Consider the following 24,650-nt stretch of genomic DNA (forward strand, 5'->3'; position numbering starts at 1 on the left):
TCGGCTAACGCGGTTGGGGGTGGAATATTCCGACGTTGTGGGCGAGCAGTCGCCAGGCGCCGTGCGCGTGTCCGAGCTCCGAGAAGTGCGCGTTGCCGAGGCCGCCCAGCACCCGGCCATGGAGGCCGAGGAGCGCGTGGATGACGCGGTTGAGCAGCAGCCCGTGGGCGACGATCAGCACCGTGCCGTCGGCATGCGTCGCGGCGATCTCCTCCAGGGCCGGCAGCCCCCGCGCCACCACATCGGCGAGGGTCTCGCCCTCCGCCGAGCGCCGAAAATCCACCCCGTTGGCGTACTTGGCCTCGTAGTCCGGCATCCCCGCCTTCACCTCGTCCCAGGTCAGCCCGGCCCAGCTGCCGACATCGATCTCCATCAGCCGGGGGTCCGTACGGATCTCGGCACCGGGGCGGACGATGGCGGCGGTGTCGAGCGCCCTGGACAGTGGTGAGGCGTAGACGGCGTCCACGTGGACGTCGGCGAGCGCGTCACGGGCCGCCTCGGCCTGGCGGCGGCCGGTGTCGTTGAGCGGCACGTCGGCCCGGCCCTGGAAGCGCTGCTGGGCGTTCCAGTCGGTCTGGCCGTGGCGCAGAACCAGGAGCCGGGTCGAGTGCTCCAGCCTCACAGCGCCGCGTCGTCGCCGTCGTCGTCCGGCTCGGGAAGGTGCAGCTCGAGCGGGATCTGGGGGCAGTCCTTCCACAGCCGCTCGAGGTTGTAGAGCGTGCGCTCCTCCGTGTGCTGCACGTGGACCACGAAGTCGATGTAATCCAGGAGCACCCACCGGTTCTCGCGATCCCCCTCGCGCCGGACCGGCTTGTAGCCCGCGGCCAGCAGCCTCTCCTCGACCCCGTCGACGATGGCTCCCACCTGGCGTTCGTTGTTGGCCGAGGCGATGAGGAAGATGTCGGTGATGGCGAGTTGCTCCGACACGTCGAAGGCGACGATCTTGTGGCCCTTCTTGTCGGCCGCCGCCTGGGCGGCGATCTGGACGGGCTTGAGCACGTCGTCAACTACGGTCACTGGGGACTCCTGATCCTGGGGCCGGGTACAGCCCTCTCTTGGCGATGTACTGGACGATACCGTCCGGCACCAGGTACCAGATGGGCTCGTGGGCGTGGACCCGCTCGCGGCAGTTGGTCGACGAGATGGCCAGCGCCGGCACCTCGAGCAGGGTGACCGCGTCCTCGGGGAGGTGCGCCAGGTCGTCCGGCGTCATCGGCACCCCCGGCCGCGTGACGCCCACGAAGTGCGCGAGGTCGAACAGCTCGTCCGCCCCGTACCAGGTGAGGATCTGGCGCACGGCGTCCGCGCCGGTGATGAAGAAGAGGTCAGTGTTGTCCCCCCGCTCGGCGCGCAGGTCCTTGAGCGTGTCGACGGTGTAGGTGTTGCCCGGGCGGTCGATGTCCACGCGCGACACGGAGAACCTGGGGTTCGACGCCGTGGCGATGACCGTCATGAGGTACCGGTCCTCGGCGAGGGACACGTCGCGGTGGCTCTTCTGCCACGGCATGCCGGTGGGGACGAACACCACCTCGTCGAGCTCGAACTTGGCCGCGACCTCGGAGGCGGCCACGAGGTGGCCGTGGTGGATGGGGTCGAACGTTCCGCCCATCACGCCGAGGCGGTAGCGCCGGGACGTCTCGGTGCGCGCCAAGGCGAGCTCCGTGGTGGTCACTTCGAGTGCGGGCGACCCGAACCCATGCCGATGATCCAGCCGAGGGCACCGAGGAGGAAGGCGAGCGCGAGCGCGCCCATCACCCAGCTCGGCACGGTGGCGGCTGCGGCGGTCTCCAGAAGAAGGCTCATGGCGCCCGATCCTAGCAAGGGTGCCCCGCGGTGGGGACCGTCTCGGCTACGCGCGGACCTGTCCGGCGCCCTCGATGACGTACTTGCTGCTGGTCATCTCCGGCAAACCCATGGGGCCGCGGGCGTGCAGCTTCTGCGTCGAGATGCCGATCTCCGCGCCGAACCCGAACTCGCCGCCGTCGACGAAGCGGCTGGAGGCGTTGACCAGGACCGCCGCGGCGTCCACCTCGGCGACGAACCGCTCCGCCGCCTGCCTGTTGCGGGTCACGATGGTCTCCGAGTGGCCGGTGGTGTGGGCGCGGATATGGTCGAGAGCCTCGTCCAGGGAGTCGACCACCTTCGCGGCGAGGTCGAGGGTGAGGTACTCGGCGTCGTACTCGTCCGCGGTCGCGGGGACCACGTCGTCGGAGTAGGCGGCGGTTGCGGGATCACCGTGGACGGTGACGCCGGACCGGCCCAGGGCGGCGAGCGCGGCCGGGAGGAACCGGTCGGCGACGTCGCGGTGGACCAGGAGCGTCTCCGCGGCGTTGCACACGCTGGGACGCTGGGTCTTGGCGTTGAGGAGGATGGTCAGCGCCTGATCGAGGTCGGCGTCGGCGTCGACGTAGACGTGGCAGTTGCCGGTGCCCGTCTCGATGACCGGGACCGTCGAACCGTCGACCACCGCCTGGATGAGGCCGGCGCCGCCTCGGGGGATGAGCACGTCGACAAGGCCGCGGGCGCGCATGAGCTCACCGGTGACCTCGCGGCCGCCTTCCACGAGGTGGACCGCGTCCGGCGTGACGCCCGCCTCTTCCAGGCCGCGGCGGAGGGCTGCGACGGTGACGCGGTTGGTGTTGAGGGCCGACGACGACCCGCGCAGCAGCGAGGCGTTGCCGGACTTCAGGCAGATGCCGGCCGCGTCGGCCGTCACGTTGGGGCGGGCCTCGTAGATGATGCCCACGACCCCGAACGGGACCCGGACCTGGGTGACGGAGACGCCGTTGGGCAGCTTCCAGCCGCGGACGACGTCGCCGACGGGGTCGGGCAGGGCGGCGAGGTCACGCAGGCCCTGGACCATGCCGGCGATGCGGGCCGGGGTCAGCGCGAGCCGGTCCACGATCGACTCAGGGGTGCCACCCTCACGCGCGGCGGCCACGTCCGTCGCGTTGGCCGCGAGCAGCTCGGGCTCGGCGGCCGCGAGGGCGTCGGCCATGGCGTGCAGGGCCCTGTCCTTGGCCGCGCGGTTGAGCGTGGCGAGCTCCACGGCGGCTCGACGGGCTGAGGTGGCCTGGGTCTGGAAATCCATGGCGCCCAGTCTATTCGGGCGGGGGCCGGACCCTCCCCCGTCTCGCCCCGCCCTCCCCCTGCCGGGGGCGGTGTTGAGCCTGACACGCATCTCGCGGAGAGGGCTTGAGCCTGACACGGCTCTCGACGTGGGGCGTTGAGCCTGAAACCCTTCTCATGGGCGTTGGAACGTTCATATCGCCCCGAATCCACGTCGAGTCCTAAATCCGGCTCAACGGGTCTGTGGACATCGGGAAACGGGACCCGCGAGATGCGACCAAGGAGCCATGAGACAAGACATCCGCATCCTCCTCGATGAGGAGAAGGTCATCAACGCCTCTACGCGCCCCGAACTGGCGAGGACACTTAACGCTCTGCGGTGCCGCGGCGAGCTCACCGCGGTCCTACCGGCGATCTTCGCGCTCCCGGACAAGGCCTCCGAGTTCGAGACGCGCGTCGCGGCGGCGGCCGCCTCCACGCGTCCGTACATCGCCGTCGGGCGGACGGCGGCACGAGCGACGTGGTGGCCCGAACTCGAGGGCGACGTCGTGAGCCTCGCCCACCAAGGGGTGCTGGACGACCGATCCGGCTTCGAGTTCCATGAGCGCTACATCCCGCCTGCCTTGGTCAACAGCGCCGGCCCCCTCCCCCTCACCTCGCCCGCCCTCACAGTGCTGGACCTTATCCCGGAGCTCGGGCCCGACGTCGTGGACGAGGCCCTCCGCCGTCGGGTCGTCACCCTGGGACATCTCCAGGCGGCGCTGGCCATGACGCCCCGACGCCGCGGGAACCGGACCCGACGGGAGGTCCTGCTCGACTCGAGGGACGCGCCCTGGTCGGCGCTGGAGAGGCTGGCCCACCGGACTCTCCGTGAAGCACGCATCCCGGGCTGGGTCACCAAGTTCCACGTTGATCTGGGCCCGACGGTGATCTATCTCGATATCGCCTGGCCACAGCTGAAGGTGGCCGTCGAGATCGACGGGTTCGAGTTCCACGGTTCCAAGGAGTCGTTCCACGCCGACCGCAAGCGCGACGCGGCCCTCACGGCCGCCGGATGGCTCGTGCTTCGGTTCTCGAGCGAAACCATCGTGGCCATGCCTGACGCTGTGCAGGCCATCCTCCGCGATCGCCATTGAGCCGGATCTGGATGTCGACAAGCGGAAACCGCGATTGGAACGATCCAGGCGACGTGACATCGACATCAGGCTCAACTCACCGAAGCGAGAGCCGTGTCAGGCTCAACGTCAGACGGCCAGGGCGACCCGGCTGCGGGCGCGCAGGTGCCGCACGACGTAGACGCCCAGGTTCACCGAGCAGACCACCGACATGGCCCCCGCGCAGATGATGAGCGCCCAGTCGAAGGTGAACAGCCCGAAGACGAACCACATCACCTGCACCAGCAGCATGATGGCCAGGTAGCCGACGGACACCCCGGAGAGGTCAGGGGCCGTCACCATCTCGCGGAGCTGGGAGAGCTGGCCGAACAGCTGCGGGACTGCGATGACGAAGCCGAACGCCATGGCCCCGAACAGCAGCTCCACGCCGGTCAGCGACGCCATGAGGAGGATCGGCAGCACGAGCTGCGGCGCGACGGCCTGCTTCCTGTCACGCAGCACGAACACGACGATGACAAGGGCGAGCAGCGACATCAGCAGGTTGGGCCACTGCATCTGACCCTTCTGCACGAGGAACCCGTGCACCATCCAGGCGCCGGTGGTGGCCGCGGAGATCTGCCACAGCCGCAGCGACACTCCGGCGCTCGTCCCTGCGCGCAGGATCCGGATCAGCTGGGGAAGGTTCGACGCTACACCGATGGCAGCGGCCACCCACCCGAAGATCTCGATCACCCTCTCAGGTTAGGCCAGCCCCGCGCCACCCCGAAATCGGTTCAGGGAGTTGCCCTGGATCCGGCCGGTCAGTCCTCCGCCAGCATCATGTGGTCCCGGTGGATGACCGGACGCTGGCCCCGGTGCCCGTCCTCCGCGCTGCTGTGGCCGACCTCGGCCGTGAGCTCCGCGCTGGAGTAGGCGACGAACCCGCGACCCACGGGCTCGCCGTCGGGCCCGACGATCTCGACCGGCTCCCCCTCGGCGAAGATGCCCGCCACCTCGCGCACCCCGATGGCCAGCAGCGACGCCTTCTTCTCCACCAGTGCCCTCCGGGCCCCTGCGTCGACGTGGAGGAACCCTCGCGGCTCCGCGGCGAAGGCCAGCCACAGCAGCCGCCGGGGCCGCCGCTTGCGGGTGGGGAGGAAGAAGGTGCCGACGTCCTGGCCGGTCAGCGCCTGCTCGAGGTGGTCTGCGTGCGCCAGGACCACGCTGACGCCGGCCTGCGTGGCGATGTCCGCCGCCTGGAGCTTCGTGCGCATGCCCCCGGTGCCCACCTTGGACCCCACGCGCGACGTGTCGACCTTCAGCGCCGCGATGTCCTCCACCCGGTCGATCCGCTCCGCGCCGGGCGTCTCCGGGTGGGCCGTGTAGAGGCCGTCCACGTCGCTGAGGATCACCAGGGCGTCAGCGCGCACCAGGTGCGCGATGAGGGCGGCGAGCCGGTCGTTGTCGCCGAAGCGGATCTCGTGGGTGGCCACGGTGTCGTTCTCGTTGACGATGGGCACCACGCCCAGCCGGAACAGCCGCGAGATGGTGTTGAGTGCGTTGCGGTACGTGCGGGGCCGGAGCACGTCCTCGACCGTCAGCAGCAGCTGCGCCACGGTGACCCCGTGCTCGGCGAACGCGTCCGAGTAGTGCCTGATCAGGAGGCCCTGACCGACCGCGGCCGCGGCCTGCTGGGTCTCGAGGTCACGCGGACGCCGCTTCAGCCCCAGGGGGCCGAGCGCCGCCGCGATGGCGCCGGAGGTCACCAGCACCACGCGGGTTCCGCGGTCGTGCAGCGACGACAGTACGCTGGCGAGCATCTCGACCCGCGCGGGATCGAGGTGGCCGTCGGCCCTGGTCAACGACGACGAGCCGACCTTCACGACCACCCTGCGGGCGCCCGCGACCTCAGGCCTCATCGTCGCGCGTCTCCTCCGGACCCGGCTCGTAGCCCGTCGTGGTGAAGTCGATGCCCGACGCCTTGGCCGCGTGGTAGTCCGCGTCCATGCGGCGGCGCCGCACGGCGGCCGGCCGCTCCGTCTCCAGACGCACGTCCTCCCCGCGGCGGCTCAGGATCTCGGCTCCGGTCTCGACCTGCGGCGCGAAGTCGAAGACCACCGCGTTCTCGCCGCCGATCGCCACCGCGTCGCCGGGGCGCGCCCCGAGCTCCAGGAGCTTGTCCTCGATGCCCAGACGGTTCAACCGGTCCGCGAGGTACCCGACGGCCTCCGCGTTGTTGAAGTCCGTCTGCCGGATCCACCGCTCCGGCTTGTCCCCGCGCACGCGCCACACCAGGCCGCCCTCGCCGTCGCCCTTCCGGACGATGGTGAACTCCTGCGTCTTCTCCCTGCGCGCCACGGGGGCCGGGCGCAGCACCGGCTTGGCCTTGGCGGCCTCCGGGAGCGCGGCCCGGCGGGCGGCCACGATGTCGGCCATCGCGAACTTCAGCGGCCCGAGCCCCTCCCCCGTCTTGGTGGAGATCTCGAAGATCCGGTGACCGAACCTGGCCAGGTCCGGGCGGACGATCTCGGCCATCTCGTGCGCGTCCGGGAGGTCCACCTTGTTGAGCGCGATCAGCCGCACCCGGTCCTCCAGGCCCCCGTGGGCGGCCAGCTCGGCCTCGATCACCTCGAGGTCGGAGACCGGGTCCCGGCCGGGCTCGTAGGTGCCGAGGTCGATGACGTGCACGATCGCCTGGCAGCGCTCGATGTGGCGCAGGAAGTCGAAGCCGAGCCCGCGACCCTCGGAGGCGCCCTCGATCAGCCCCGGCACGTCGGCGACGGTGTAGGTCACGTCACCGGCGACGACCACGCCCAGGTTCGGCACCAGCGTGGTGAACGGGTAGTCGGCGATCTTGGGCCGCGCGCGCGAGATGGCCGCGATGAGCGAGGACTTGCCGGCGGACGGGAAGCCCACCAGGCCGACGTCCGCGACCACCTTGAGCTCGAGCTGCACCAGGCGGCTCTCGCCCTCCTCGCCCAGCAGCGCGAACCCCGGCGCCTTGCGGGCCGCCGTCGCGAGGGCCGCGTTGCCCAGCCCGCCCTTGCCGCCGGCGGCGGCGATGTACTCCGAGCCCGGCTCGGTCAGGTCGGCGAGGATCTCGCCCGTCTCGGCGTCGCTGATCACCGTGCCGCTGGGCACCGCCAGGACCACGTCGTCCCCACGGGAGCCGTCCTGATGGTCGCCCTTGCCCGGCTGGCCGTTGACGGCCTTCCGGACCGACTGGCGGTGGTACTCGACGAGCGTCGACAGCGAGTCGTCCACGCGGAAGATGATGGATCCGCCGTCGCCGCCGTTACCGCCGTCCGGGCCACCCAGGGGCACGAACTTCTCGCGGTGGATGGAGGTGCACCCATGGCCGCCGTTGCCGGCCTGGACGGTCAGCTTGACCCGGTCGACGAACGAGGGAATAGCCATTGAATGCTCCTTCTTCAGGCATGGGGAAGTCTAGCGAGAAAGCAAGAACGGCCCCGAAGGGCCGTTCTCGATGAGTGTGTCGCCTGAAGGATCAGGCGGGTACGACGTTGACGACGCGGCGGCCGCGCTTGACGCCGAACTCGACCTGGCCCTCGACCAGGGCGAACAGCGTGTCGTCGCCACCGCGACCCACGCCGTCGCCGGGGTGGAAGTGCGTGCCGCGCTGGCGGACGAGGATCTCGCCGGCGCCGACAACCTGACCGCCGAAGCGCTTCACGCCGAGGCGCTGGGCGTTCGAGTCACGACCGTTTCGCGTCGAGGACGCGCCCTTCTTGTGTGCCATGGTTCAGCTCCTCAGCTCTCGATCCCGGTGACCTTGACCTGGGTGTACCGCTGGCGGTGACCCTGGCGCTTCTTGTAGCCGGTCTTGTTCTTGTACTTGAGGATCCGGATCTTCGGACCCTTCTTCACACCCAGCACCTCAGCGGTGACGCTGATCTTGCCGAGACCCTTGGCGTCCGAGGTGATCGAGTCGCCGTCGACCAGCAGCAGCGGCTGCAGGGTGACGGTACCGCCGACCTCTTCGGACACCAGGTCGATGTCCAGGACGTCGCCAACAGCAACCTTGTGCTGACGTCCTCCGTTGCGCACGATCGCGTACACGACTGACCTACCTTCTTGTTTGCTCAAAGCCTTAACGGCGCGCCCAACCCTGAGGGGGCAAAGCACCGAGGGCCAACTCTACGCGGCGGCCCCTGACGGGGTCAAACCGGGCAGGCCCGCCTACGTGGTGACGACGACCGGAACGATCATGGGCCGGCGGCGCAGGGATTTCGCCACCCACTGCCCCACCGTGCGGCGGGTGACCTGCTGGAGCCGGTGCGAGTCGTCCACCCCGTCGCGCAGGGCGTCGACGATGGCCTCAGCCACCCGCGTGCGCGCCTCGTCGAACACGCTGCTGTCCTCGGCGATGCCACGCACGTGGATGTCCGGGCCGCTGATGATGCTGCGGTTGTGGAGGTCGACCGCCGTGATCACCGACACGAAGCCCTCCTCCCCGAGGATCCGCCGGTCCATGATCGACTCGGAGATGTCGCCCACGGTGGAGCCGTCGACGAACACGTAGCTGGCGTCGATAGCGCCGACCTTCCTGGCCACCCCGTCCTTGAGGTCGATCACGTCGCCGTCGCCCGCGACGATGGTGCGCGCGGCCGGCACGCCGGTGGCCTGCGCCAGCTTCGCGTTGGCGATGAGGTGGCGCGCCTCGCCGTGCACGGGCAGCACGTTGCGGGGCTTGAGGATGTTGTAGCAGTACAGGAGCTCGCCGGCCGAGGCATGGCCGGAGACGTGCACCAGGGCGTTGCCCTTGTGCACGACGGTGGCGCCGAGCTTGGACAGCCCGTTGATGACCCGGTAGACGGAGTTCTCGTTGCCGGGGATGAGCGAGCTGGCGAGCAGCACCGTGTCTCCGGGGCCCACCTCGACGACGGGGTGGTCGCGGTTGGCGATCCGGCTCAGCGCGGCCATGGGCTCGCCCTGGGAGCCGGTGGAGACGATGACCACCTTGTCCTTGGGGTAGTTGCCGATCTCCTTGAGCTCGATGAGCGTCCCTGCCGGCACCTTGAGGAAGCCGAGGTCGCGCGCGGTGGACATGTTGCGCACCATCGAGCGGCCGACGTAGACCACCTTGCGGTCGTAGCGCACGGCCATGTTGAGGACCTGCTGGATGCGGTGCACGTGGCTGGCGAAGCTGGCCACGATCAGCTTGCCGGTGGCCTGGTCGAAGACCCGCGCGATGGCCGGCTCGATGTCGCGTTCGAGCGTGGTGAACCCGGGGGTCTCGGCGTTGGTGGAGTCCACCATGAACAGGTCCACGCCCTCCTCCCCGAGGCGGGCGAAGCCGCGCAGGTCCGTGATCCTCCCGTCGAGGGGGAGCTGGTCCATCTTGAAGTCGCCGGTGTGCAGGACCAGGCCGCCCTTGGTGCGGATGGCCACCGCCAGGGCGTCGGGGATGGAGTGGTTGACCGCGAGGAACTCGAACTCGTAGTTGCCGATCTCGACGATGTCGCCCTCCTCCACGGCGTCGAGGTCGAAGTCGCGGATCCGATGCTCGCGCAGCTTGGTGGCGACGAAGGCCAGCGTCAGCTTGGAGCCGTAGATGGGGATGTTCGGGCGCTTCTTCAAGAGGTACGGCACGGCGCCGATGTGGTCTTCGTGGCCGTGGGTGAGGACGAGGGCGACGATGTCGTCGAGCCTGTCGTCGAGGTAGTCCAGCGCCGGGAGGATGAGGTCCACGCCCGGGTGGGTGTCCTCGGGGAACAGCACCCCGCAGTCCACGAGCGCGATCTGCCCGTCGATCTCGAAGGCGGTCATGTTGCGACCGATGTCGCCGAGCCCGCCGAGCGGGATCACCCGCAGGGTTCCGGGGGCCAGCTTGGGGGGTCTCTTCACGTCGGTCATGGGCTCAGGCTAGTGGATGGGTCGCCAGGCGGGCGCCCCCTACGATGGGCGCCATGTCCGTCACCGACACCGTCCGCCTTGCCCTCCCCGCCGAAGCCGTCGACATCGCCCGCATCCAGCGGCGGGCATGGGCCGAGTCGGGGCTGCTGGCCGCGGCGGGCGGTGGCCTTGCGGCCGACGAGGCCACCCGCGTCTGGCACGAGGCCATCGTCAAGCCGCCGTTGGCACACCTGCGGGTGCTGGTCGCCATCGGCGACGGCGGCGTCGTGGGCTTCGCCGTGACGGGCCCCAGCGGGGACCCGGACCGCTCGCAGCGGGACGGGACCATCGCCGAGTTGGTGGTCGATCCCCGGCAGCGGGGCCACGGCCACGGGTCGCGGCTGGTCAACGCGGCCGTCGACACCCTGCGCCGGGACGGCTACGAGGTGGCCACGATGTGGGTGCGCGCGGCCGACGACGCGCTCCGCGCGTTCCTGTCGGGCTGCGGCTGGGCGGCCGACGGTGCGCACCAGGAGATCGGCACCGACGACGGCGCGCCCGGCGTCAAGCTGATCCGGATGCACACCGACATCTCGCTGGGGACGTCCTGATCAGTGGATGCCTAGGGATCACTAGATCCCCAGCACCGACTCCATCTCCAGGGTGAGACCCGGGTGGTCCATGACGTGCCTGATTCCGGCCACCACACCGGGCATGAAGGAGACCCGCTCGAACGAGTCGTGGCGGATGGTCAGGGTCTCCCCCGTGTCGCCGAAGACGACCTCCTGATGGGCCACCAGGCCCTGCAGCCGCACCGCGTGGACGTGGATGCCGTCCACCACCGCGCCACGGGCCCCGTCGTCCTGCACGGTCGCGTCCGGAACCGGCCCCAGCCCCGCCTCCTCGCGCGCCGCCGCGATGCGGCGCGCCGTCGTGGCGGACGTGCCCGACGGGGCGTCGGCCTTGTGGGGGTGGTGCAGCTCGATGATCTCGGCCGACGGGTAGAACGGGGCGGCGAGGGCGGAGAACTTCATCATCAGCACGGCGCCGATGGAGAAGTTGGAGGCGATGAGGACGCCCACCTCCGGGTGCGCCGCGCACAGCTCACGCACCCGCGCCAGGCGCTCAGCGGTGAAGCCCGTGGTGCCGATCACCATGTGCAGCCCCTTCTCGAGGCACCACCCGATGTTGTCCATCACGGCGTCCGGATGCGTGAAGTCCACCACCACCTGCGCCCGGTTGACCAGCTCCCTGGGCTCCCCCAGGTCCGCGCCCCCCACGGGCGTCATGCCCTCGGCGCGCGTGACGGCCCGGACCACCTCGCTGCCCATCTTCCCGCTGACCCCGAACACGCCCACGCGAATCTCGCTCACGAGTGATCCCTCCCGTTGGTTTCTCCCATCCAAGCATCGACGGCGGGGCCCCGCCACCCGCCGGGCAAAGCCGCAGGGGCGGGCCCGGAGAATTCCGGACCCGCCCCTGCGGTCACGCACCTGGACCAGGCTCAGTCGTTCGACTCGGCCTTCTCCTCCACCACCGGGATCAGCGACAGCTTGCCGCGGTCGTCGATGTCGGAGATCTCCACCTGCAGCTTCTGGCCGACGGAGAGGACGTCCTCCACGCTCTCGACGCGGGCGCCGCCGGCGAGCGGGCGCAGCTTCGAGATGTGCAGGAGCCCGTCCTTGCCCGGCAGCAGCGACACGAACGCGCCGAAGGTGGTGAGCTTCACCACGGTGCCGAGGTACCGCTCGCCGCGCTCCGGCAGGTGCGGGTTGGCGATGGCGTTGATCGCGGCGACGGCGGCGTCCGCGGCCTCGCCCGTCTCGGCGCCCACGTAGACGGTGCCGTCGTCCTCGATGGAGATGTTCGCGCCGGTGTCGTCCTGGATCTGGTTGATCATCTTCCCCTTCGGGCCGATGATCTCGCCGATCTTGTCCACCGGGATCCGCACCGTGATGATGCGGGGAGCGTACGGGCTCATCTCGTCGGGCACGTCGATGGCCTCGTTCATGACGTCGAGCAGCGTGTGCCGGGCGTCGCGGGCCTGCAGCAGGGCCTTCTGCAGCTCGACGGCGGGAATGCCGTTGAGCTTGGTGTCCAGCTGGAGCGCGGTGAGGAAGTCACGCGTGCCGGCCACCTTGAAGTCCATGTCGCCCAGCGCGTCCTCGGCGCCGAGGATGTCGGTCAGCGCGATGTACTTCGTCTCGCCGTCGACCTCCTCCGACATGAGGCCCATGGCGATGCCCGCGACGGCGGACTTCAGCGGGACACCGGCGTTGAGCAGGGACAGCGTGGAGGCGCAGACCGAGCCCATCGAGGTGGAGCCGTTGGAGCCCAGCGCCTCCGAGACCTGACGGATGGCGTAGGGGAACTCGGTGCGGGTGGGCAGCACGGGGATCAGCGCCCGCTCGGCCAGCGCGCCGTGGCCGACCTCGCGCCGCTTCGGGGAGCCGACGCGGCCGGTCTCTCCGGTGGAGAACGGCGGGAAGTTGTAGTTGTGCATGTAGCGCTTGGTCCGCTCCGGGGAGAGCGTGTCGATCTTCTGCTCCATGTCCAGCATGTTCAGCGTGGAGACGCCCATGATCTGGGTCTCGCCGCGCTGGAACAGCGCCGAGCCGTGGACGCGCGGGATGACGGCGACCTCGGCGGCCAGCTCACGGATCTCGCTCGGGCCGCGACCGTCGATGCGGACGGACTCGGTGAGCGTGCGGTGGCGCACGATCTTCTTGGTCAGCGCCTTGAGGGAGGCCGACACCTCGTTCAGGCGGCCCTCGAAGCGCTCAGCGAGCTGCGCGGTGACGTCCTGGCGGATGGCGTGGGTGGCCTCGTCGCGCTCCTGCTTGCCGCCGATCTTCATGGCCTCGGCCACGCGCGCGGAGGCGAGCTCGGAGACGGCCTCGAAGACGTCGTCCTGGTAGTCGCGGAAGACCGGGAAGTCGTAGGTCTCCTTGGGCAGCTTGGCGGCCAGCTCGGACTGGGCGTCGCACAGCGCCTTGATGAACGGCTTGGCCGCCTCGAGGCCCTGCCCCACGACCTCCTCGGTGGGGGCCGTCTTGCCGGAGCGGACGAGCTCCCATGTGGCCTCGGTGCCGCCGGCCTCGACCATCATGATCGCGACGTCACCGTCGGCCAGCACACGGCCGGCGACCACCATCTGGAAGACGGACTTGGACACCTGCTCGACGGAGGGGAACGCCACCCACTGGTCGTCGATGAGGGCGACGCGGACGCCGCCGATGGGGCCGGAGAACGGCAGGCCCGCGATCTGGGTGGACATCGAAGCGGCGTTGATGGCCACGACGTCGTACATCACGTTGGGGTTGAGCGACAGCACGGTCACAACGACCTGGACCTCGTTGCGCAGGCCCTTGACGAACGCGGGGCGCAGCGGGCGGTCGATGAGGCGGCAGGCCAGGATGGCGCCCTCACCGGGGCGGCCCTCGCGACGGAAGAACGAGCCGGGGATCTTGCCCGCGGCGTACATGCGCTCCTCGACGTCGACGGTGAGGGGGAAGAAGTCGATGGCGTCGCGCGGGGTCTTCTGCGCGGTGGTGGCCGACAGCAGCATGGTGTCGCCGTCGAGGTAGACAGCGGCCGCGCCGTCGGCCTGCTGGGCCAGCACGCCGGCCTCGAAACGTACGGTGTGCTTGCCGAACTTGCCGTTGTCGATCACGGCTTCAGAGAATTCGATGCCTGGTCCTTCCATGGACAGGCTCCTTTCGGGGGGTGTTCGCCCGCCCGCGCACGGCGATGCTCGCCACGCCTGCCGGTCATCGATCGAGGCCCGCGGGTGCGCTCTCCGGGCGCCCGAAAGCCACTACCGAGGACCAGACGGACACGTGCGCTGGGCGGCGGGTGGAAATGAAGATATTCAGTTGTCCAGTGCAGTCTAGCCGCTTGGGCCACGATGGTTGAATGCTCAGTGTCACCGATCCGCAGTCGGTCGAGGCCTCCATCGCCACGGCGCGCAGGTGGGCGGCGGAGAGCGCGGGCCACGCCGAACCCCCGGCGGCACGGCTCCTCGCCCGCGTCCTGGCCCACCCCGACGGGCTCCCGTTCACGCTGGACTTCGTCGACGGGGTGCTGAGACCCGAGGACCAGCGTGTCGCGGCGGAGGCGCTGCGCGGGCTGGCCCGCCGCCCTGCCCCGTTCCTGCCGCCGCCGCTGCGATGGGGGCTGAGGGTGGTGGGGCTGGCGCCCCGACCCACCCTCGCACTGGTGAGGGCGGCCTTCACCGCTCTGGTCGGAGACCTGGTGGTCGATGTCGGCAGGCGGCTGGGCTCGTCGCTGGCGCGGTGCCGGCGCCGCGGGAGCCACCTCAACGTCAACCTGCTCGGGGAGGCCGTCCTCGGCGACCGGCACGCCTCGGCGCGGCTCCGCGAGACCATGCGACTCCTTGCCCGCGACGACGTCGACTACGTCTCCATGAAGGTCTCGGCCGTCCTGGGTCCCCACTCCCCCTGGGCCCACGAGGCCACCGTCGAGGAGGCCGCCACGCGGCTCCGGCCGCTCATGCTGCTGGCGGCGCGCTCGGGGAAGTTCGTCAACCTGGACATGGAGGAGTACCGCGACCTCCACCTCACGCTCGACGTGTTCTCCCGGCTGGTGATGGATCCCGAGCTGCTTGGGCTGCGCGCCGGGATCGCGGTGCAGACCTATCTCTCCGAGTCCGGCCTCATCCTGAGGCAGCTCGACGCGCTGGCCGGCCGGCGGGTGTCGGAGGGGGGCGCGCCGATCAAGGTGCGGCTCGTCAAGGGCGCCAACCTGGCGATGGAGCGCGTCCATGCCGAGCTCAGGGGCTGGGACAACCCCGTCCTCGGGAGCAAGGCGGAGACGGACGCCAGCTTCCTACGCGCCTTGGACTTCTGCCTCACCCCCGAGCGCGCCGGGCGGCTGCTCGTCGGGGTGGCCAGCCACAACGTCTACTCCCTGGCGGCGGCCTGGGAGCTCGCGCGCGCCAGGGGGGTCGCGGGTCAGCTGGATGTCGAGATGCTCTCGGGCATGGGGGTGCCGCTGCAGGAGGTCATCCTGCGCGAGGTCGGCCGGCTGAGGCTCTACGTCCCGGTGGTGCCGCGCGCAGAGTTCGACTCGGCGATCTCGTACCTGGTCCGCCGCCTGGAGGAGAACGCCGCCCCGGAGAACTTCATGTCCGGCGCCGCGAACCTCGGCCGCGACACGTCGTTCCTCGCCAGGGAGGAGGCCAGGTTCCGGGAGGCGGTCGCCCTGGTCCCCGCGCCGACCCCGCAGCGGTGGGCCACGCAGAGCCGCTCCGACCACGCGCCCGGGTTCGCCAACGCGCAGGACACCGACCCGGCGCTGCCCGCCAACCAGGAGTGGGCCGCGGCCCTCCACTCGCTGCTCCCGACGCCCGGGCTGGGCGCCGCCCTGGTCAGCCACGCCACGGTGTCCACCCGCGAGGGCATCGAGTCGGTCGTCGAGCGCGGCCGTCGGGCGGGCGCGCTGTGGGCTGCGGTCCCGCCGGCCGACCGGGCGACGGCGCTGCGCAGGCTCGCTGCGGCACTTGAGGAGGCCCGCACCACGCTCGTCGCGGTGGCCGCCGACGAGGTGGGCAAGCTGATCGACCAGGCCGACGTCGAGGTATCCGAGGCCGTGGACTTCGCCGCGTACTACGCCGAGCGGGCCACCGACCGGATCGAGGGGGCAGTCCACGTCCCGCCAGTCCTGACCGTCGTCACGCCGCCCTGGAACTTCCCCATCGCCATCCCACTGGGCGGCGTCGCCGCGGCGCTCGCCGCGGGATCCGCGGTGATCCTCAAGCCTGCGCCGCCCGCCCGGCGGACCGCGGCGATCCTGGCCGAGGCCTGCACCCGCGCCGGCCTGCCCCCCGACGTGGTGCAGTTCGTGGTGGTGGACGACGGCCCCTTGGGACAGAGCCTGGTCTCGGATCCGCGCGTGGATCTCGTGATCCTCACCGGGGCCGCGGAGACAGCCGCGATGTTCCGGTCATGGCGACCCTCCATGCCCCTTCTCGCGGAGACCTCGGGCAAGAACGCCATCGTCGTGACACCGTCGGCGGACCTGGACCTGGCGGTGGCCGACCTCGTCACCTCGGCATTCGGTCACGCCGGGCAGAAGTGCTCGGCCGCCTCGCTGGGCATCCTGGTGGGCTCCGTGGCGCGGTCGCGGAGGTTCCGGGACCAGCTCCTCGACGCCGTCTCGTCCCTGAGGGTCGCCTGGCCCGCAGACCCGGCCGCCCAGATGGGCCCCCTCACCGAGCCGCCGGGACCCAAGCTCCTGCGCGGGCTCACCCGGCTGGAACCCGGGCAGAGCTGGCTACTGGAACCGCGCCGGCACAGCGAACGCCTGTGGAGCCCCGGGATCCGGGCGGGCGTGCTGCCCGGCAGCGAGTTCCACCGGGTCGAGTACTTCGGCCCAGTCCTCGGCCTGATGGAGGCCGCGACCCTGGAGCAGGCCGTCGACTGGCAGAACGGCACCGAGTATGGACTCACGGCGGGCCTGCACTCCCTGGACCCCAGTGAGATCGAGGCGTGGCTGCGACTCGTGGAGGCCGGCAACTGCTACGTCAACCGCACCATCACCGGGGCGATCGTGCAGCGCCAACCCTTCGGCGGATGGAAGCGCTCGGCCGTCGGGCCGGGCGCGAAGGCGGGTGGCCCCAACTACGTCGCCTCGCTGGGCAGATGGGACCCCGAGCCGCAGTGGCCGCAGCGGACGAGGATCCCCACCGGTCCGGCGTTCGCGCCGCTGCTGCGCGGCGCACGCACCGTCCTGTGGGCCACGGAGTGGGAGCACCTGCGCGCGGCGGCGGCCGGCGACGAGGAGGCGTCGCGGACCGTGTTCGCAGCCGTGCACGACCCGACGGCGCTGGTCTCCGAGCGCAACATCCTGCGCTACCTGCCCGCGAGGGTGGTGGTGCGGGTGGAGGAGGCCGACGCGTGGGACGTCCTGCGCGAGGCGTCCGCAGCGATCGCGGCAGGCTCCGATGTGCGGTTCTCGGCCCGCGGGCCGCTCGCCGACGGCGTGGCCGAGGCCCTGGGCCGGGTGGGCTTCCCGCTGGAGATCGCCGCCGACGAGGAGTTCGACGCGACGGCGACCGGCCGCATCCGCCACCTCGGCTCGCGTGACCTGCTCGCCGATCTCGGCGGCTCGATCGACGCCACCGTCTACCCAGGTCCCGCGCTGCCGGGGCGCCTGGCGTGTCTGCCCTACCTGCGTGAGCAGAGCGTCTCGGTCACCACCCACCGGTTCGGCCACCCGCGGGAGGTCCTGAAGACGACTCAGGGCGCCCCCTGAGGGGCGCCCTGAGCGATGAAGAGATACTGCCGAGGTCAGCGACGCAGGCCGAGGCGGGCGATGAGCGCGCGGTAGTGCTCGACGTCGTTCTTCGCGACGTAGTTGAGCAGGCGGCGGCGCTGGCCGACCATGAGCATCAGGCCGCGGCGGCTGTGGTGGTCGCCCTTGTGCTCCTTGAGATGCTCGGTGAGGTGAGCGATCCTCTTGGTGAGGAGGGCGATCTGCACGTCCGGCGACCCGGTGTCACCCGGGGTGGTCGCGTACTCGTCGATGATCTTCTTCTTGTCAACAGCGTCCATAAAATGGGGCTCCTTCCGGTTCGCTGCACGGCGCCCCAGGCGCGGGTGCTGTCGGGGCTCTGACTGATCCGTGGCCGATCTAACGGCAACCTGGGAACCCTATCACCGCGGGGACGGTGCCCCCAAACCGGTGGAGCACCCCGGTGCATGCCCGAAGCGGTAGGGTGGCAACAGTCCCGGCACAGTGAGCAAGGAGCCCCTATGGCAATCGGCGTCCGTCCTGCAACGGCAGCAGACCTCGAAGCGCTGCGCGCGAACCAGTTCCGTCCGGACCTCGGCCTCGTGGATCAGCATTTCGAGGCGCAGCAGCGGGGCTCGCTGATCCTCGCCGTCGCCCTCGACGAAGACGAGCCCGTCGGCACAGCGGTGCTCGACCTCGAGGCGGACTCCATGACCCCCGAGCTTCGCAACATGTATGTCTATCCCCACGCACGCCGGCTCGGCGCGGGGCGGGCTCTCAGCCGCTTCCTGGAGGAGGAGGCCCGGGCCCGTGGATTCTCGGCCGTCTACCTCGCCGTGGACCCCAACAACGAGCGCGCCGTCCCCCTGTACATCTCGCTGGAGTACTACCCCACCGGCGAGCACCTGTTCGTGGAGGAGCCCGAGGTGCCGCAGGTCGAGGGTGATCTGGAGCCCAGCAAGCACTACGCCATCTACAAGAAGTCCCTGACGGCCCGCTGACCGCCGGCCGGCCAGCGCCATCCCCTCCCGCCTGGCACGTCCTCGCCGGGAACGGCAGTGATCAGGGATTTCCCAGGCAACGCCTGGTGGCCTCGACGTCTGCGTGCATCTGCTCGATCAGATCATCGATGCCCGTGAAGCGCACCTGGCCCCGCAGCCTCTGGACGAAGTCGACGGCCACCTCCACCCCGTAGAGCTCGAGATCGGTGCGGTCCAGCACGTAGCTCTCCACCCTTCGGTCCGCGCCGTCGAACGTGGGGTTGGTGCCCACGGAGATCGCTGCGGGCATCGGGCTGCCGTGCTCGTCGAGGTTGGTGAGCCACCCCGCGTAGACGCCGTCGGCCGGCACGGCCATCTCCGGCGGCACGGTCAGGTTGGCCGTGGGGAAGCCTAGGTCGCGGCCCCGCTGGTCCCCCACCACCACCACTCCGCGGAACCGGAACGGCCTCGTCAGGTGCTGCGAGGCGCCCTCCACGTCCCCCGCCGCGAGCAGCTCCCGGATGCAGGTCGAGCAGGTCACCTCGTGGTTGATGGTCTCGAGCTGCAGCGGCACCACCTCGAACCTGCCGGCGCCCAGCTCGGCGAGCGTGCGCACGTCCCCCGCGGCGCGGTGACCGAAGCGGAAGTTCTGGCCCACCACCACGCGCACCGGGTGCAGCGGGGCGATGAACCTGTCCACGAATTGAGCGGGCGTCATGGCCGCCACCTCGGGCGTGAAGCGGATCACGCGCACCTCGTGGGCCCCGGCCCCCTTGAGCAGGTCGATCCGGGTCCGCAGGTCGCTCAGGAGTTTCGGGGCCGCCGCAGGTCTGAGCACCGTCACCGGGTGGGGCCAGAACGTGAGCACGATGAGGGGATGATCGACGTCCCTCGTGGCCTCGGCCAGCACCCGGCGATGGCCGAGGTGCACGCCGTCGAAGTTGCCGATCACGACCACCGATTCAGTCACGGTTCCCCAATCTGTCATGCCCCGACCAGCACCGCAACCGGCCGCGATCCGGCGCCGGCGGGCTCGTAGAGGGCGAGGAGTTCACCGTCCGGCGACAGCACCCCGGTCGGGGACCCCGGCACGGGGCGCGCCAGCGGACGCCCGAAGCCCACGTCGCGCGCCTCGTCCACGGTCAGGTCGATCACCGGGAAGCTGAGCCGTGCTGCCTCAGCCATGGGCATGAGCGGCGGGGGCTCGTCGCCCAGGACGACGGCGTCGTCGAGGCTGTAGCGGCCGATCCGGGTCCGCCTGAGCGCCGTGAGGTGCCCGCCCACCCCGAGGGCCGATCCGAGATCGCGCGCGATGGCCCGGACGTAGGTGCCCGACGAACACTCGATGTCGAGGTCCACGTCGAGGCGGGCGCCGTCGGCCCGCACGGCCAGCACGTCGAGCCTCGAGACTGTGACTGGTCTGGCCTTCAGCTCGACGCTCTCCCCCGCCCGGACCCGGGCATACGAACGCTTGCCGTCGACCTTGATCGCCGAGACGGTGCTGGGCACCTGGAGGATGTCCCCGCGCATCGGCAGGAGGCCGGATTCGATCAGGTCCCGCGTGATGCCCGAGGCATCGGCGACACTCACGACGTCGCCGTCCGCGTCATCGGTGGGCGAGGACTCGCCCAGCCGCACGGTGGCCAGGTAGCGCTTGTCGTGCAACGCCAGGTGACCGAGCAGCCGGGTGGCCCTGTTGACCCCGAGGATGAGCACCCCGGTGGCCATCGGGTCGAGGGTGCCGGCGTGCCCGATCTTCCGGGTACCGAGGAGACGACGCAGGCGACCCACCACCTGGTGGGAGGTGATCCCCGACGGCTTGTCGACGATCACCACCCCCGAGGCGGAGGTCACTGCTCGTCGTCCTCCTCGGACTCGTGCGGCTTCCGGTACGGATCCGCGTCCCCCGCGAAGGTCTTACCCTCCGCGGCTGCGGCCGCGGCCGCGTCCTTGGCCTGTACCTCCGCCAACAGGTCCTCCATGTGCCTGGCCGCCTCAGGGGTGGCGTCCAACACGAAGGCCAGAGTCGGCGTGAACTTCATCCCCAGCTGCTGGCCCACGGTGGAGCGCAGCATGCCGGTTGCCGAGGCCAGGGCGGCCGCCGACCCGGCGCGGGCCTCGTCGTCACCGAGCACGGTGTAGAAGGCGGTGGCCTCCCGGTTGTCACCGGTCAGCCTCACCTCCGTGATCGTGACGAAGCCCAGCCGGGGATCCTTGACGCGGCGGTCGATCGTCGAGGCCAGGATGACCTTGATCTGATCGGCCAGCTTGGCGTTTCTCGGTCCGGGCATCAGGAGCGCTCCTTCTCCACCATCTCGAACGTCTCGATCACGTCACCGATCCGGATGTCGTTGTAGTTGGCAAGCGTCATGCCGCACTCGAAGCCCTCGCGGACCTCCGTGGTGTCGTCCTTCTCCCTGCGCAGCGAGCCGATGGTCGACGTGGCGACCACCACCCCGTCGCGGAGCAACCGGGCGCTGGCGTTGCGACGGATGGTGCCGTCGGTGACCATACAGCCGGCGATGTTGCCGAACTTGGACGACCGGAAGATCTCGCGGATCTCCGCCTGGCCACGGATCTCCTCGGCGAAGATCGGCTTGAGCATGCCCTTGAGCGCCGCCTCGATCTCGTCGATCGCCGAGTAGATGACCGAGTAGAACCGCATGTCCACGTTCTCGCGGTCCGCCATCTGGGCCGCGTGCGGCGTGGGCCGCACGTTGAACCCGATGATGACGGCCTTGGAGGCCGCAGCGAGCGACACGTTGGTCTCGGTGATCGCACCGACACCGCGGTCGATGACGCGCAGGGACACCTCGTCGCTGACCTCGATCTTGGACAGGGCATCCTCGAGCGCCTCGACCGAGCCCGCGCCGTCGCCCTTGAGGATGAGGAGCAGCTCCTGCGCCTCGCCCTTCTCCAGCTGCTCGAACAGCTGGTCGAGGGTCTTGCGGCGGCTGGTCTTGGCCTGCTGGGCGGCACGCATGCGCGCCTCCCGCTTGTCGGCGATCTGACGGGCCATCCGGTCGTCGTCGACGACCAGGACGTTGTCGCCCGCGCCGGGCACCGACGTGAGGCCGAGCACCTGGACGGGCATCGACGGCGGGGCCGCCGCGATCGTCTCGCCCTGGTCGTTGATCAGGGCGCGGACGCGGCCGTGGGCCGAACCGGCCACGATCGAGTCACCGATGCGGAGCGTGCCGCGGTGGATGAGGACGGTCGCGACAGGGCCGCGGCCCTTGTCGAGGTGCGCCTCGATGGCCACGCCCTGAGCGGGCATGTCCGGGTTGGCGCGCAGGTCCAGGGCCGCGTCGGCCGTGAGGACCACGGCCTCCAGCAGCTCGTCGAGCCCTTGCCGGGTGATCGCGGAGACGTCGACGAACTGGGTGTCGCCGCCGTACTCCTCGGGAACCAGCCCGAACTCGGACAGCTGCCCGCGCACCCGGGTGGGATCCGCGGTCTCCTTGTCGATCTTGTTGACCGCCACCACGATCGGGACGTCGGCCGCCTTGGCGTGGTTGAGGGCCTCGATGGTCTGCGGCATCACGCCGTCATCGGCCGCCACCACAAGGACGGCGATATCCGTCGACTTGGCGCCACGGGCACGCATGGCGGTGAACGCCTCGTGGCCCGGGGTGTCGATGAACGTGATGGGACGGGTCTGCTCGTCGACCTCGGTGACCACCTGGTAGGCGCCGATGGCCTGCGTGATGCCGCCGGCCTCCTTGGCCACCAGGTTGGTGTGACGCAGGGCGTCGAGCAGCTTGGTCTTGCCGTGGTCCACGTGGCCCATGACGGTGACGACCGGCGGGCGGGACTCGAGATCGTCCTCGTCGCCGATGTCCTCGCCGAACTCCAGGTCGAAGCTCTCCAGCAGCTCGCGGTCCTCGTCCTCGGGGGAGACGACCTCGATGTTGTAGTCGAGCTCGGCGCCCAGCACCTCCAGCGTGTCGTCCGCCACGGACTGGGTGGCCGTGACCATCTCGCCCAGGTGGAACAGCACCTGCACCAGCGACGCCGGCTCCACGCCGATCTTCTCGGCGAGGTCCGTCAGGGACGCGCCGCGACGGAGGCGCACTGTCGCGCCGTCGCCCTTGCGGAGGCGCACACCGCCGATCGACGGTGCCTCCATCTGGTCGAACTCTTGCCTGCGCTGCTTCTTGGACTTGCGGCCGCGCTTGCCGGCCGCGCCTCCGCGACCGAACGCGCCCTGGGTGCCGCCGGTGCGACCACGGCCACCACCGCGACCGCCGCCACCGGCGGGGGCGCCCATGCCGCCACCCATGCCGGGACCGCCGGCGCCTCCGGCGCCACCGGGACGACCGCCGCCGGGACGGCCACGGCCGGGACCGCCCGGCCCGCCGGGACGGCCACCGCGGGCGGGGGCTCCGAGCTGGGTGTTGGCGGTCTTGGGCATCATCGCCGGGTTGGGGCGCGGCATGCCGGGCACGCCGCCCGTGCCCCCGGGTCGGGGCATGCGGTCCCCGGGCGCCGCGGGCGCGCCGGGACGTGCTCCCGGTGCGCCGGGACGCGGGCTGTCAGGGCGGCGACGCTGCTGCGTCCCCATGCCCTGGGCCGGGGCGAAGGGGTTGTTGCCGGGGCGCGGAGCCCCGGGCTTGCGGGGGCCCCCGGCGGGGGTGGGGGCGGCGGGACGCGGACCGGGAACCCCGGGACGCGGCGCGGACGACCCACCTGCTGCGGGGCGGGGCCCCGGGGCCGGGGTCTGCTGCGGTGCCGGCGCGGGTGCCGGTGCGGCCGGACGGGCCGCGGGCGCCGGGGCCGCAGCTGCCGGAGCGCTGGGCGCGGCCGGACGCGGCGCCGGGGTGGCCGGGCGGGGCGCGAAGGGCCGGGGAGCGTCGACGGCGGGCGTGGACGGGGCGGCGGGGGCGCTGGGCGCAGCCGCGGCCTGCGCGGCGGGTGCCACAGGAGCGGCGCCCTCCGACGGCGCTGCTGCGGGCTTGGGGCGCGCCTGAGGCGCGGGGGCCGGTACCGGACGCGATCCGGAGACGGCCGCGGGGGCGGGACTTCCACCGAACGCTTCGCGGATGCGACGCACGACCGGGGCCTCCAGCGTGGAGGACGGGCCACGGACGTACTCGCCGTTCTCCCCCAGCCAGGCCAGCAGGTCTTTACTTGTCTTACCGATTTCCTTGGCGATCTCGTGGACGCGAGGCTTTGCCACTACTCTCCTTTGCGGCCCGACCTCCAAGGGGCGGGACCTTTAGTTGTGCTGAATCATCGTTGGGTTCTCATCGAGTGGTCATGAGCGTTAGCCCACCTTCTGGTTTGCCGCCCTGTCGGGCGTGGAACGATGCGCCCACGCACACGTGGGCCGCTGGACATCATATCCCTCCTGGCAGCCGCGATCCAGCCGAGCGCGTCAACCGAGCTGACCACCGACGGCAGGGTCGAGGTGCGCCCCTTCGCCGAACGCGCGCCGGAGGGCGCGCCGTTGGACGGCCAGGTCCAGGCAGGCACGGTGCACATAGGCGCCACGCCCGGCCAACCGGGGGCGGGTGCCGTCGAGGATCAGCTGACCGACCCGCACCAGCCTCAGCAGCTGGTCCTGGTCGTCCCGCCGTCGGCAGCCGATGCAGGTGCGTTGAGGGATCATCACAGGACAGCCTACGGCGAAGTGCCAGGACCTCCCCAGCCGCCCCACAGCCTGCTGACAGTTCGGCCGCGGATCGTTGGCTCATCGGGGCGCACGCCCGATGACCACACCGAAGGAGAATCACCATGAAGAACAAGATGATCGCCGGTATCTCGGCGGCCGCGATGGCGGCCGGTCTCGGCCTCGGCCTGTCCCAGGTGGCCACCGCCGACACCACTGCGTCTCCGACGCCCGGCGCCACCGCAGGCACGGGGACCGACGACGCGGACAGCACCTCGGACGGCCGCGGTGGCCGGCACGGCGGGCCCCTGGGGATGCTGGGCGCCGACGCGGCGACGCTCGCCGAGAAGCTGGGCGTCGACGAGAGCGCCGTCGAGGAGGCCATGGCCGCCGCGCGCGACACGCTGGAGTCCTCCGAACCGGCGCAGGACGCCACCGAGGCGGAGCGCGAGGCGGCCCGGGCGGAGCGCCAGGAGGCCTACGTGAAGGCGCTGGCCGCCGAGCTCGGCATCGACGAGGCGACGGTGCAGGCCGCCCTCGACGAGATCCGCGCCGCCCGAGAGGCCGAACGCGCGGCCGCCGACAAGGAGATCCTCGCCCGGGCGGTCACCGACGGCGAGCTCACCCAGGCCGAGGCTGACGCCGTGCAGAAGGCCATCGACGCGGGAATCGTGTCGACGAGGGGCGCTGGCGGCCATCGCCGCTGACCAGCGGTCCCCGGACGCGGAGGGGGGGGGGGGGGGGGGGGGAGAGGGGGGGGGGGGGGGCGAGGTAGGAGGGGGGGGT

General features: G+C 71.0%; 24 protein-coding genes. 5 read left to right on the forward strand and 19 right to left on the reverse strand.

Going from position 1 to position 24,650, the window contains the following annotated elements:
• Positions 1-4: 4 nt before the first annotated feature.
• From ACZK5D_RS07860 to ACZK5D_RS07880, 5 genes are read right to left on the reverse strand one after another with little or no spacing between them, the layout of a single operon-like run.
• Positions 5-622, reverse strand: coding sequence for a histidine phosphatase family protein (locus ACZK5D_RS07860; RefSeq protein WP_463664882.1), 618 nt, complete (start codon positions 620-622; stop codon positions 5-7).
• Complete coding sequence (gene rsfS / locus ACZK5D_RS07865; RefSeq protein ID WP_463664883.1) at positions 619-1,017, reverse strand: ribosome silencing factor; 399 nt, start codon at positions 1,015-1,017, stop codon at positions 619-621. The genes ACZK5D_RS07860 and rsfS overlap by 4 nt, the downstream gene beginning before the upstream one ends.
• On the reverse strand, positions 1,004-1,672 hold the full coding sequence (gene nadD, locus ACZK5D_RS07870) for a nicotinate-nucleotide adenylyltransferase (RefSeq protein WP_463664884.1): 669 nt from the start codon (positions 1,670-1,672) through the stop codon (positions 1,004-1,006). The genes rsfS and nadD overlap by 14 nt, the downstream gene beginning before the upstream one ends.
• Positions 1,669-1,803, reverse strand: a complete 135-nt coding sequence (locus ACZK5D_RS07875) for a hypothetical protein (protein WP_463664885.1) — start codon at positions 1,801-1,803, stop codon at positions 1,669-1,671. Before ACZK5D_RS07875 ends, nadD begins: the two co-directional genes overlap by 4 nt.
• 46 nt (positions 1,804-1,849) lie before the next feature.
• The gene (locus ACZK5D_RS07880; protein ID WP_463664886.1) at positions 1,850-3,091 is read right to left on the reverse strand and encodes a glutamate-5-semialdehyde dehydrogenase; all 1,242 of its coding nucleotides are present in this window, start codon (positions 3,089-3,091) and stop codon (positions 1,850-1,852) included.
• Between the two features lie 265 nt (positions 3,092-3,356).
• On the opposite strand from ACZK5D_RS07880, the gene ACZK5D_RS07885 reads away from it, so the two are divergent.
• Positions 3,357-4,205: an endonuclease domain-containing protein gene (locus ACZK5D_RS07885; protein WP_463664887.1), complete on the forward strand. Its 849-nt coding sequence runs from the start codon at positions 3,357-3,359 to the stop codon at positions 4,203-4,205.
• A gap of 108 nt (positions 4,206-4,313) precedes the next feature.
• On the opposite strand, the gene ACZK5D_RS07890 is transcribed toward ACZK5D_RS07885, so the two are convergent.
• From ACZK5D_RS07890 to ACZK5D_RS07915, 6 genes are all read right to left on the reverse strand, one after another.
• Positions 4,314-4,916 (reverse strand): SWEET family sugar transporter, encoded by a 603-nt coding sequence (locus tag ACZK5D_RS07890; RefSeq protein ID WP_458994229.1) that lies wholly within the window; start codon positions 4,914-4,916, stop codon positions 4,314-4,316.
• A gap of 68 nt (positions 4,917-4,984) precedes the next feature.
• Positions 4,985-6,082, reverse strand: coding sequence for a glutamate 5-kinase (gene proB, locus ACZK5D_RS07895; RefSeq protein ID WP_463664888.1), 1,098 nt, complete (start codon positions 6,080-6,082; stop codon positions 4,985-4,987).
• A complete protein-coding gene (gene obgE / locus ACZK5D_RS07900; RefSeq protein ID WP_463664889.1) occupies positions 6,072-7,580 on the reverse strand; it encodes a GTPase ObgE in 1,509 nt (502 codons plus the stop codon). Before obgE ends, proB begins: the two co-directional genes overlap by 11 nt.
• Before the next feature lie 91 nt (positions 7,581-7,671).
• Positions 7,672-7,923 (reverse strand): 50S ribosomal protein L27, encoded by a 252-nt coding sequence (gene rpmA / locus ACZK5D_RS07905; RefSeq protein WP_458994232.1) that lies wholly within the window; start codon positions 7,921-7,923, stop codon positions 7,672-7,674.
• Between the two features lie 11 nt (positions 7,924-7,934).
• Positions 7,935-8,243 carry a 50S ribosomal protein L21 gene (rplU, locus tag ACZK5D_RS07910; RefSeq protein ID WP_463664890.1) on the reverse strand — a complete coding sequence of 103 codons (309 nt, stop codon included), beginning with the start codon at positions 8,241-8,243 and terminating at the stop codon, positions 7,935-7,937.
• A gap of 120 nt (positions 8,244-8,363) precedes the next feature.
• Positions 8,364-10,040, reverse strand: coding sequence for a ribonuclease J (locus ACZK5D_RS07915; RefSeq protein ID WP_458994234.1), 1,677 nt, complete (start codon positions 10,038-10,040; stop codon positions 8,364-8,366).
• A 53-nt stretch (positions 10,041-10,093) separates the two neighbouring features.
• Here ACZK5D_RS07915 and ACZK5D_RS07920 point away from each other — a divergent pair, with 53 nt between their 5' ends.
• Positions 10,094-10,630 (forward strand): GNAT family N-acetyltransferase, encoded by a 537-nt coding sequence (locus tag ACZK5D_RS07920; protein WP_463664891.1) that lies wholly within the window; start codon positions 10,094-10,096, stop codon positions 10,628-10,630.
• A 21-nt stretch (positions 10,631-10,651) separates the two neighbouring features.
• Here the strand turns inward: ACZK5D_RS07920 and dapB are convergent, their stop codons facing one another.
• A complete protein-coding gene (gene dapB / locus ACZK5D_RS07925; protein ID WP_463664999.1) occupies positions 10,652-11,383 on the reverse strand; it encodes a 4-hydroxy-tetrahydrodipicolinate reductase in 732 nt (243 codons plus the stop codon).
• 140 nt (positions 11,384-11,523) lie between these two features.
• Positions 11,524-13,725, reverse strand: a complete 2,202-nt coding sequence (locus ACZK5D_RS07930; protein WP_458994236.1) for a polyribonucleotide nucleotidyltransferase — start codon at positions 13,723-13,725, stop codon at positions 11,524-11,526.
• 209 nt (positions 13,726-13,934) lie between these two features.
• On the opposite strand from ACZK5D_RS07930, the gene ACZK5D_RS07935 reads away from it, so the two are divergent.
• The gene (locus ACZK5D_RS07935; RefSeq protein WP_463664892.1) at positions 13,935-17,294 is read left to right on the forward strand and encodes a bifunctional proline dehydrogenase/L-glutamate gamma-semialdehyde dehydrogenase; all 3,360 of its coding nucleotides are present in this window, start codon (positions 13,935-13,937) and stop codon (positions 17,292-17,294) included.
• Positions 17,295-17,329: 35 nt separating this feature from the next.
• Here the strand turns inward: ACZK5D_RS07935 and rpsO are convergent, their stop codons facing one another.
• Entirely contained in the window at positions 17,330-17,593 is a 264-nt protein-coding gene (rpsO, locus tag ACZK5D_RS07940) for a 30S ribosomal protein S15 (protein ID WP_458994238.1), read from the reverse strand.
• 201 nt (positions 17,594-17,794) lie between these two features.
• Between rpsO and ACZK5D_RS07945 the strand changes: the two genes are divergently transcribed.
• Positions 17,795-18,274 (forward strand): GNAT family N-acetyltransferase, encoded by a 480-nt coding sequence (locus tag ACZK5D_RS07945; protein WP_458994239.1) that lies wholly within the window; start codon positions 17,795-17,797, stop codon positions 18,272-18,274.
• 61 nt (positions 18,275-18,335) lie between these two features.
• Here the strand turns inward: ACZK5D_RS07945 and ACZK5D_RS07950 are convergent, their stop codons facing one another.
• The 5 genes from ACZK5D_RS07950 to ACZK5D_RS07970 all read right to left on the reverse strand — a co-directional run bounded on the left by ACZK5D_RS07950 (position 18,336) and on the right by ACZK5D_RS07970 (position 23,864).
• Positions 18,336-19,241 carry a bifunctional riboflavin kinase/FAD synthetase gene (locus ACZK5D_RS07950; protein WP_458994240.1) on the reverse strand — a complete coding sequence of 302 codons (906 nt, stop codon included), beginning with the start codon at positions 19,239-19,241 and terminating at the stop codon, positions 18,336-18,338.
• Positions 19,238-20,107: a tRNA pseudouridine(55) synthase TruB gene (truB, locus tag ACZK5D_RS07955; protein WP_463664893.1), complete on the reverse strand. Its 870-nt coding sequence runs from the start codon at positions 20,105-20,107 to the stop codon at positions 19,238-19,240. Before truB ends, ACZK5D_RS07950 begins: the two co-directional genes overlap by 4 nt.
• Entirely contained in the window at positions 20,104-20,544 is a 441-nt protein-coding gene (gene rbfA / locus ACZK5D_RS07960) for a 30S ribosome-binding factor RbfA (protein WP_458994242.1), read from the reverse strand. The genes truB and rbfA overlap by 4 nt, the downstream gene beginning before the upstream one ends.
• Positions 20,544-23,432: a translation initiation factor IF-2 gene (gene infB / locus ACZK5D_RS07965; protein WP_463664894.1), complete on the reverse strand. Its 2,889-nt coding sequence runs from the start codon at positions 23,430-23,432 to the stop codon at positions 20,544-20,546. Before infB ends, rbfA begins: the two co-directional genes overlap by 1 nt.
• Positions 23,433-23,630: 198 nt before the next feature.
• Positions 23,631-23,864, reverse strand: a complete 234-nt coding sequence (locus ACZK5D_RS07970) for a YlxR family protein (protein ID WP_463664895.1) — start codon at positions 23,862-23,864, stop codon at positions 23,631-23,633.
• 125 nt (positions 23,865-23,989) lie between these two features.
• Here ACZK5D_RS07970 and ACZK5D_RS07975 point away from each other — a divergent pair, with 125 nt between their 5' ends.
• A complete protein-coding gene (locus ACZK5D_RS07975) occupies positions 23,990-24,571 on the forward strand; it encodes a hypothetical protein (protein ID WP_463664896.1) in 582 nt (193 codons plus the stop codon).
• Positions 24,572-24,650 lie beyond the last annotated feature (79 nt).

Source organism: Tessaracoccus yangjingae, assembly GCF_055326235.1.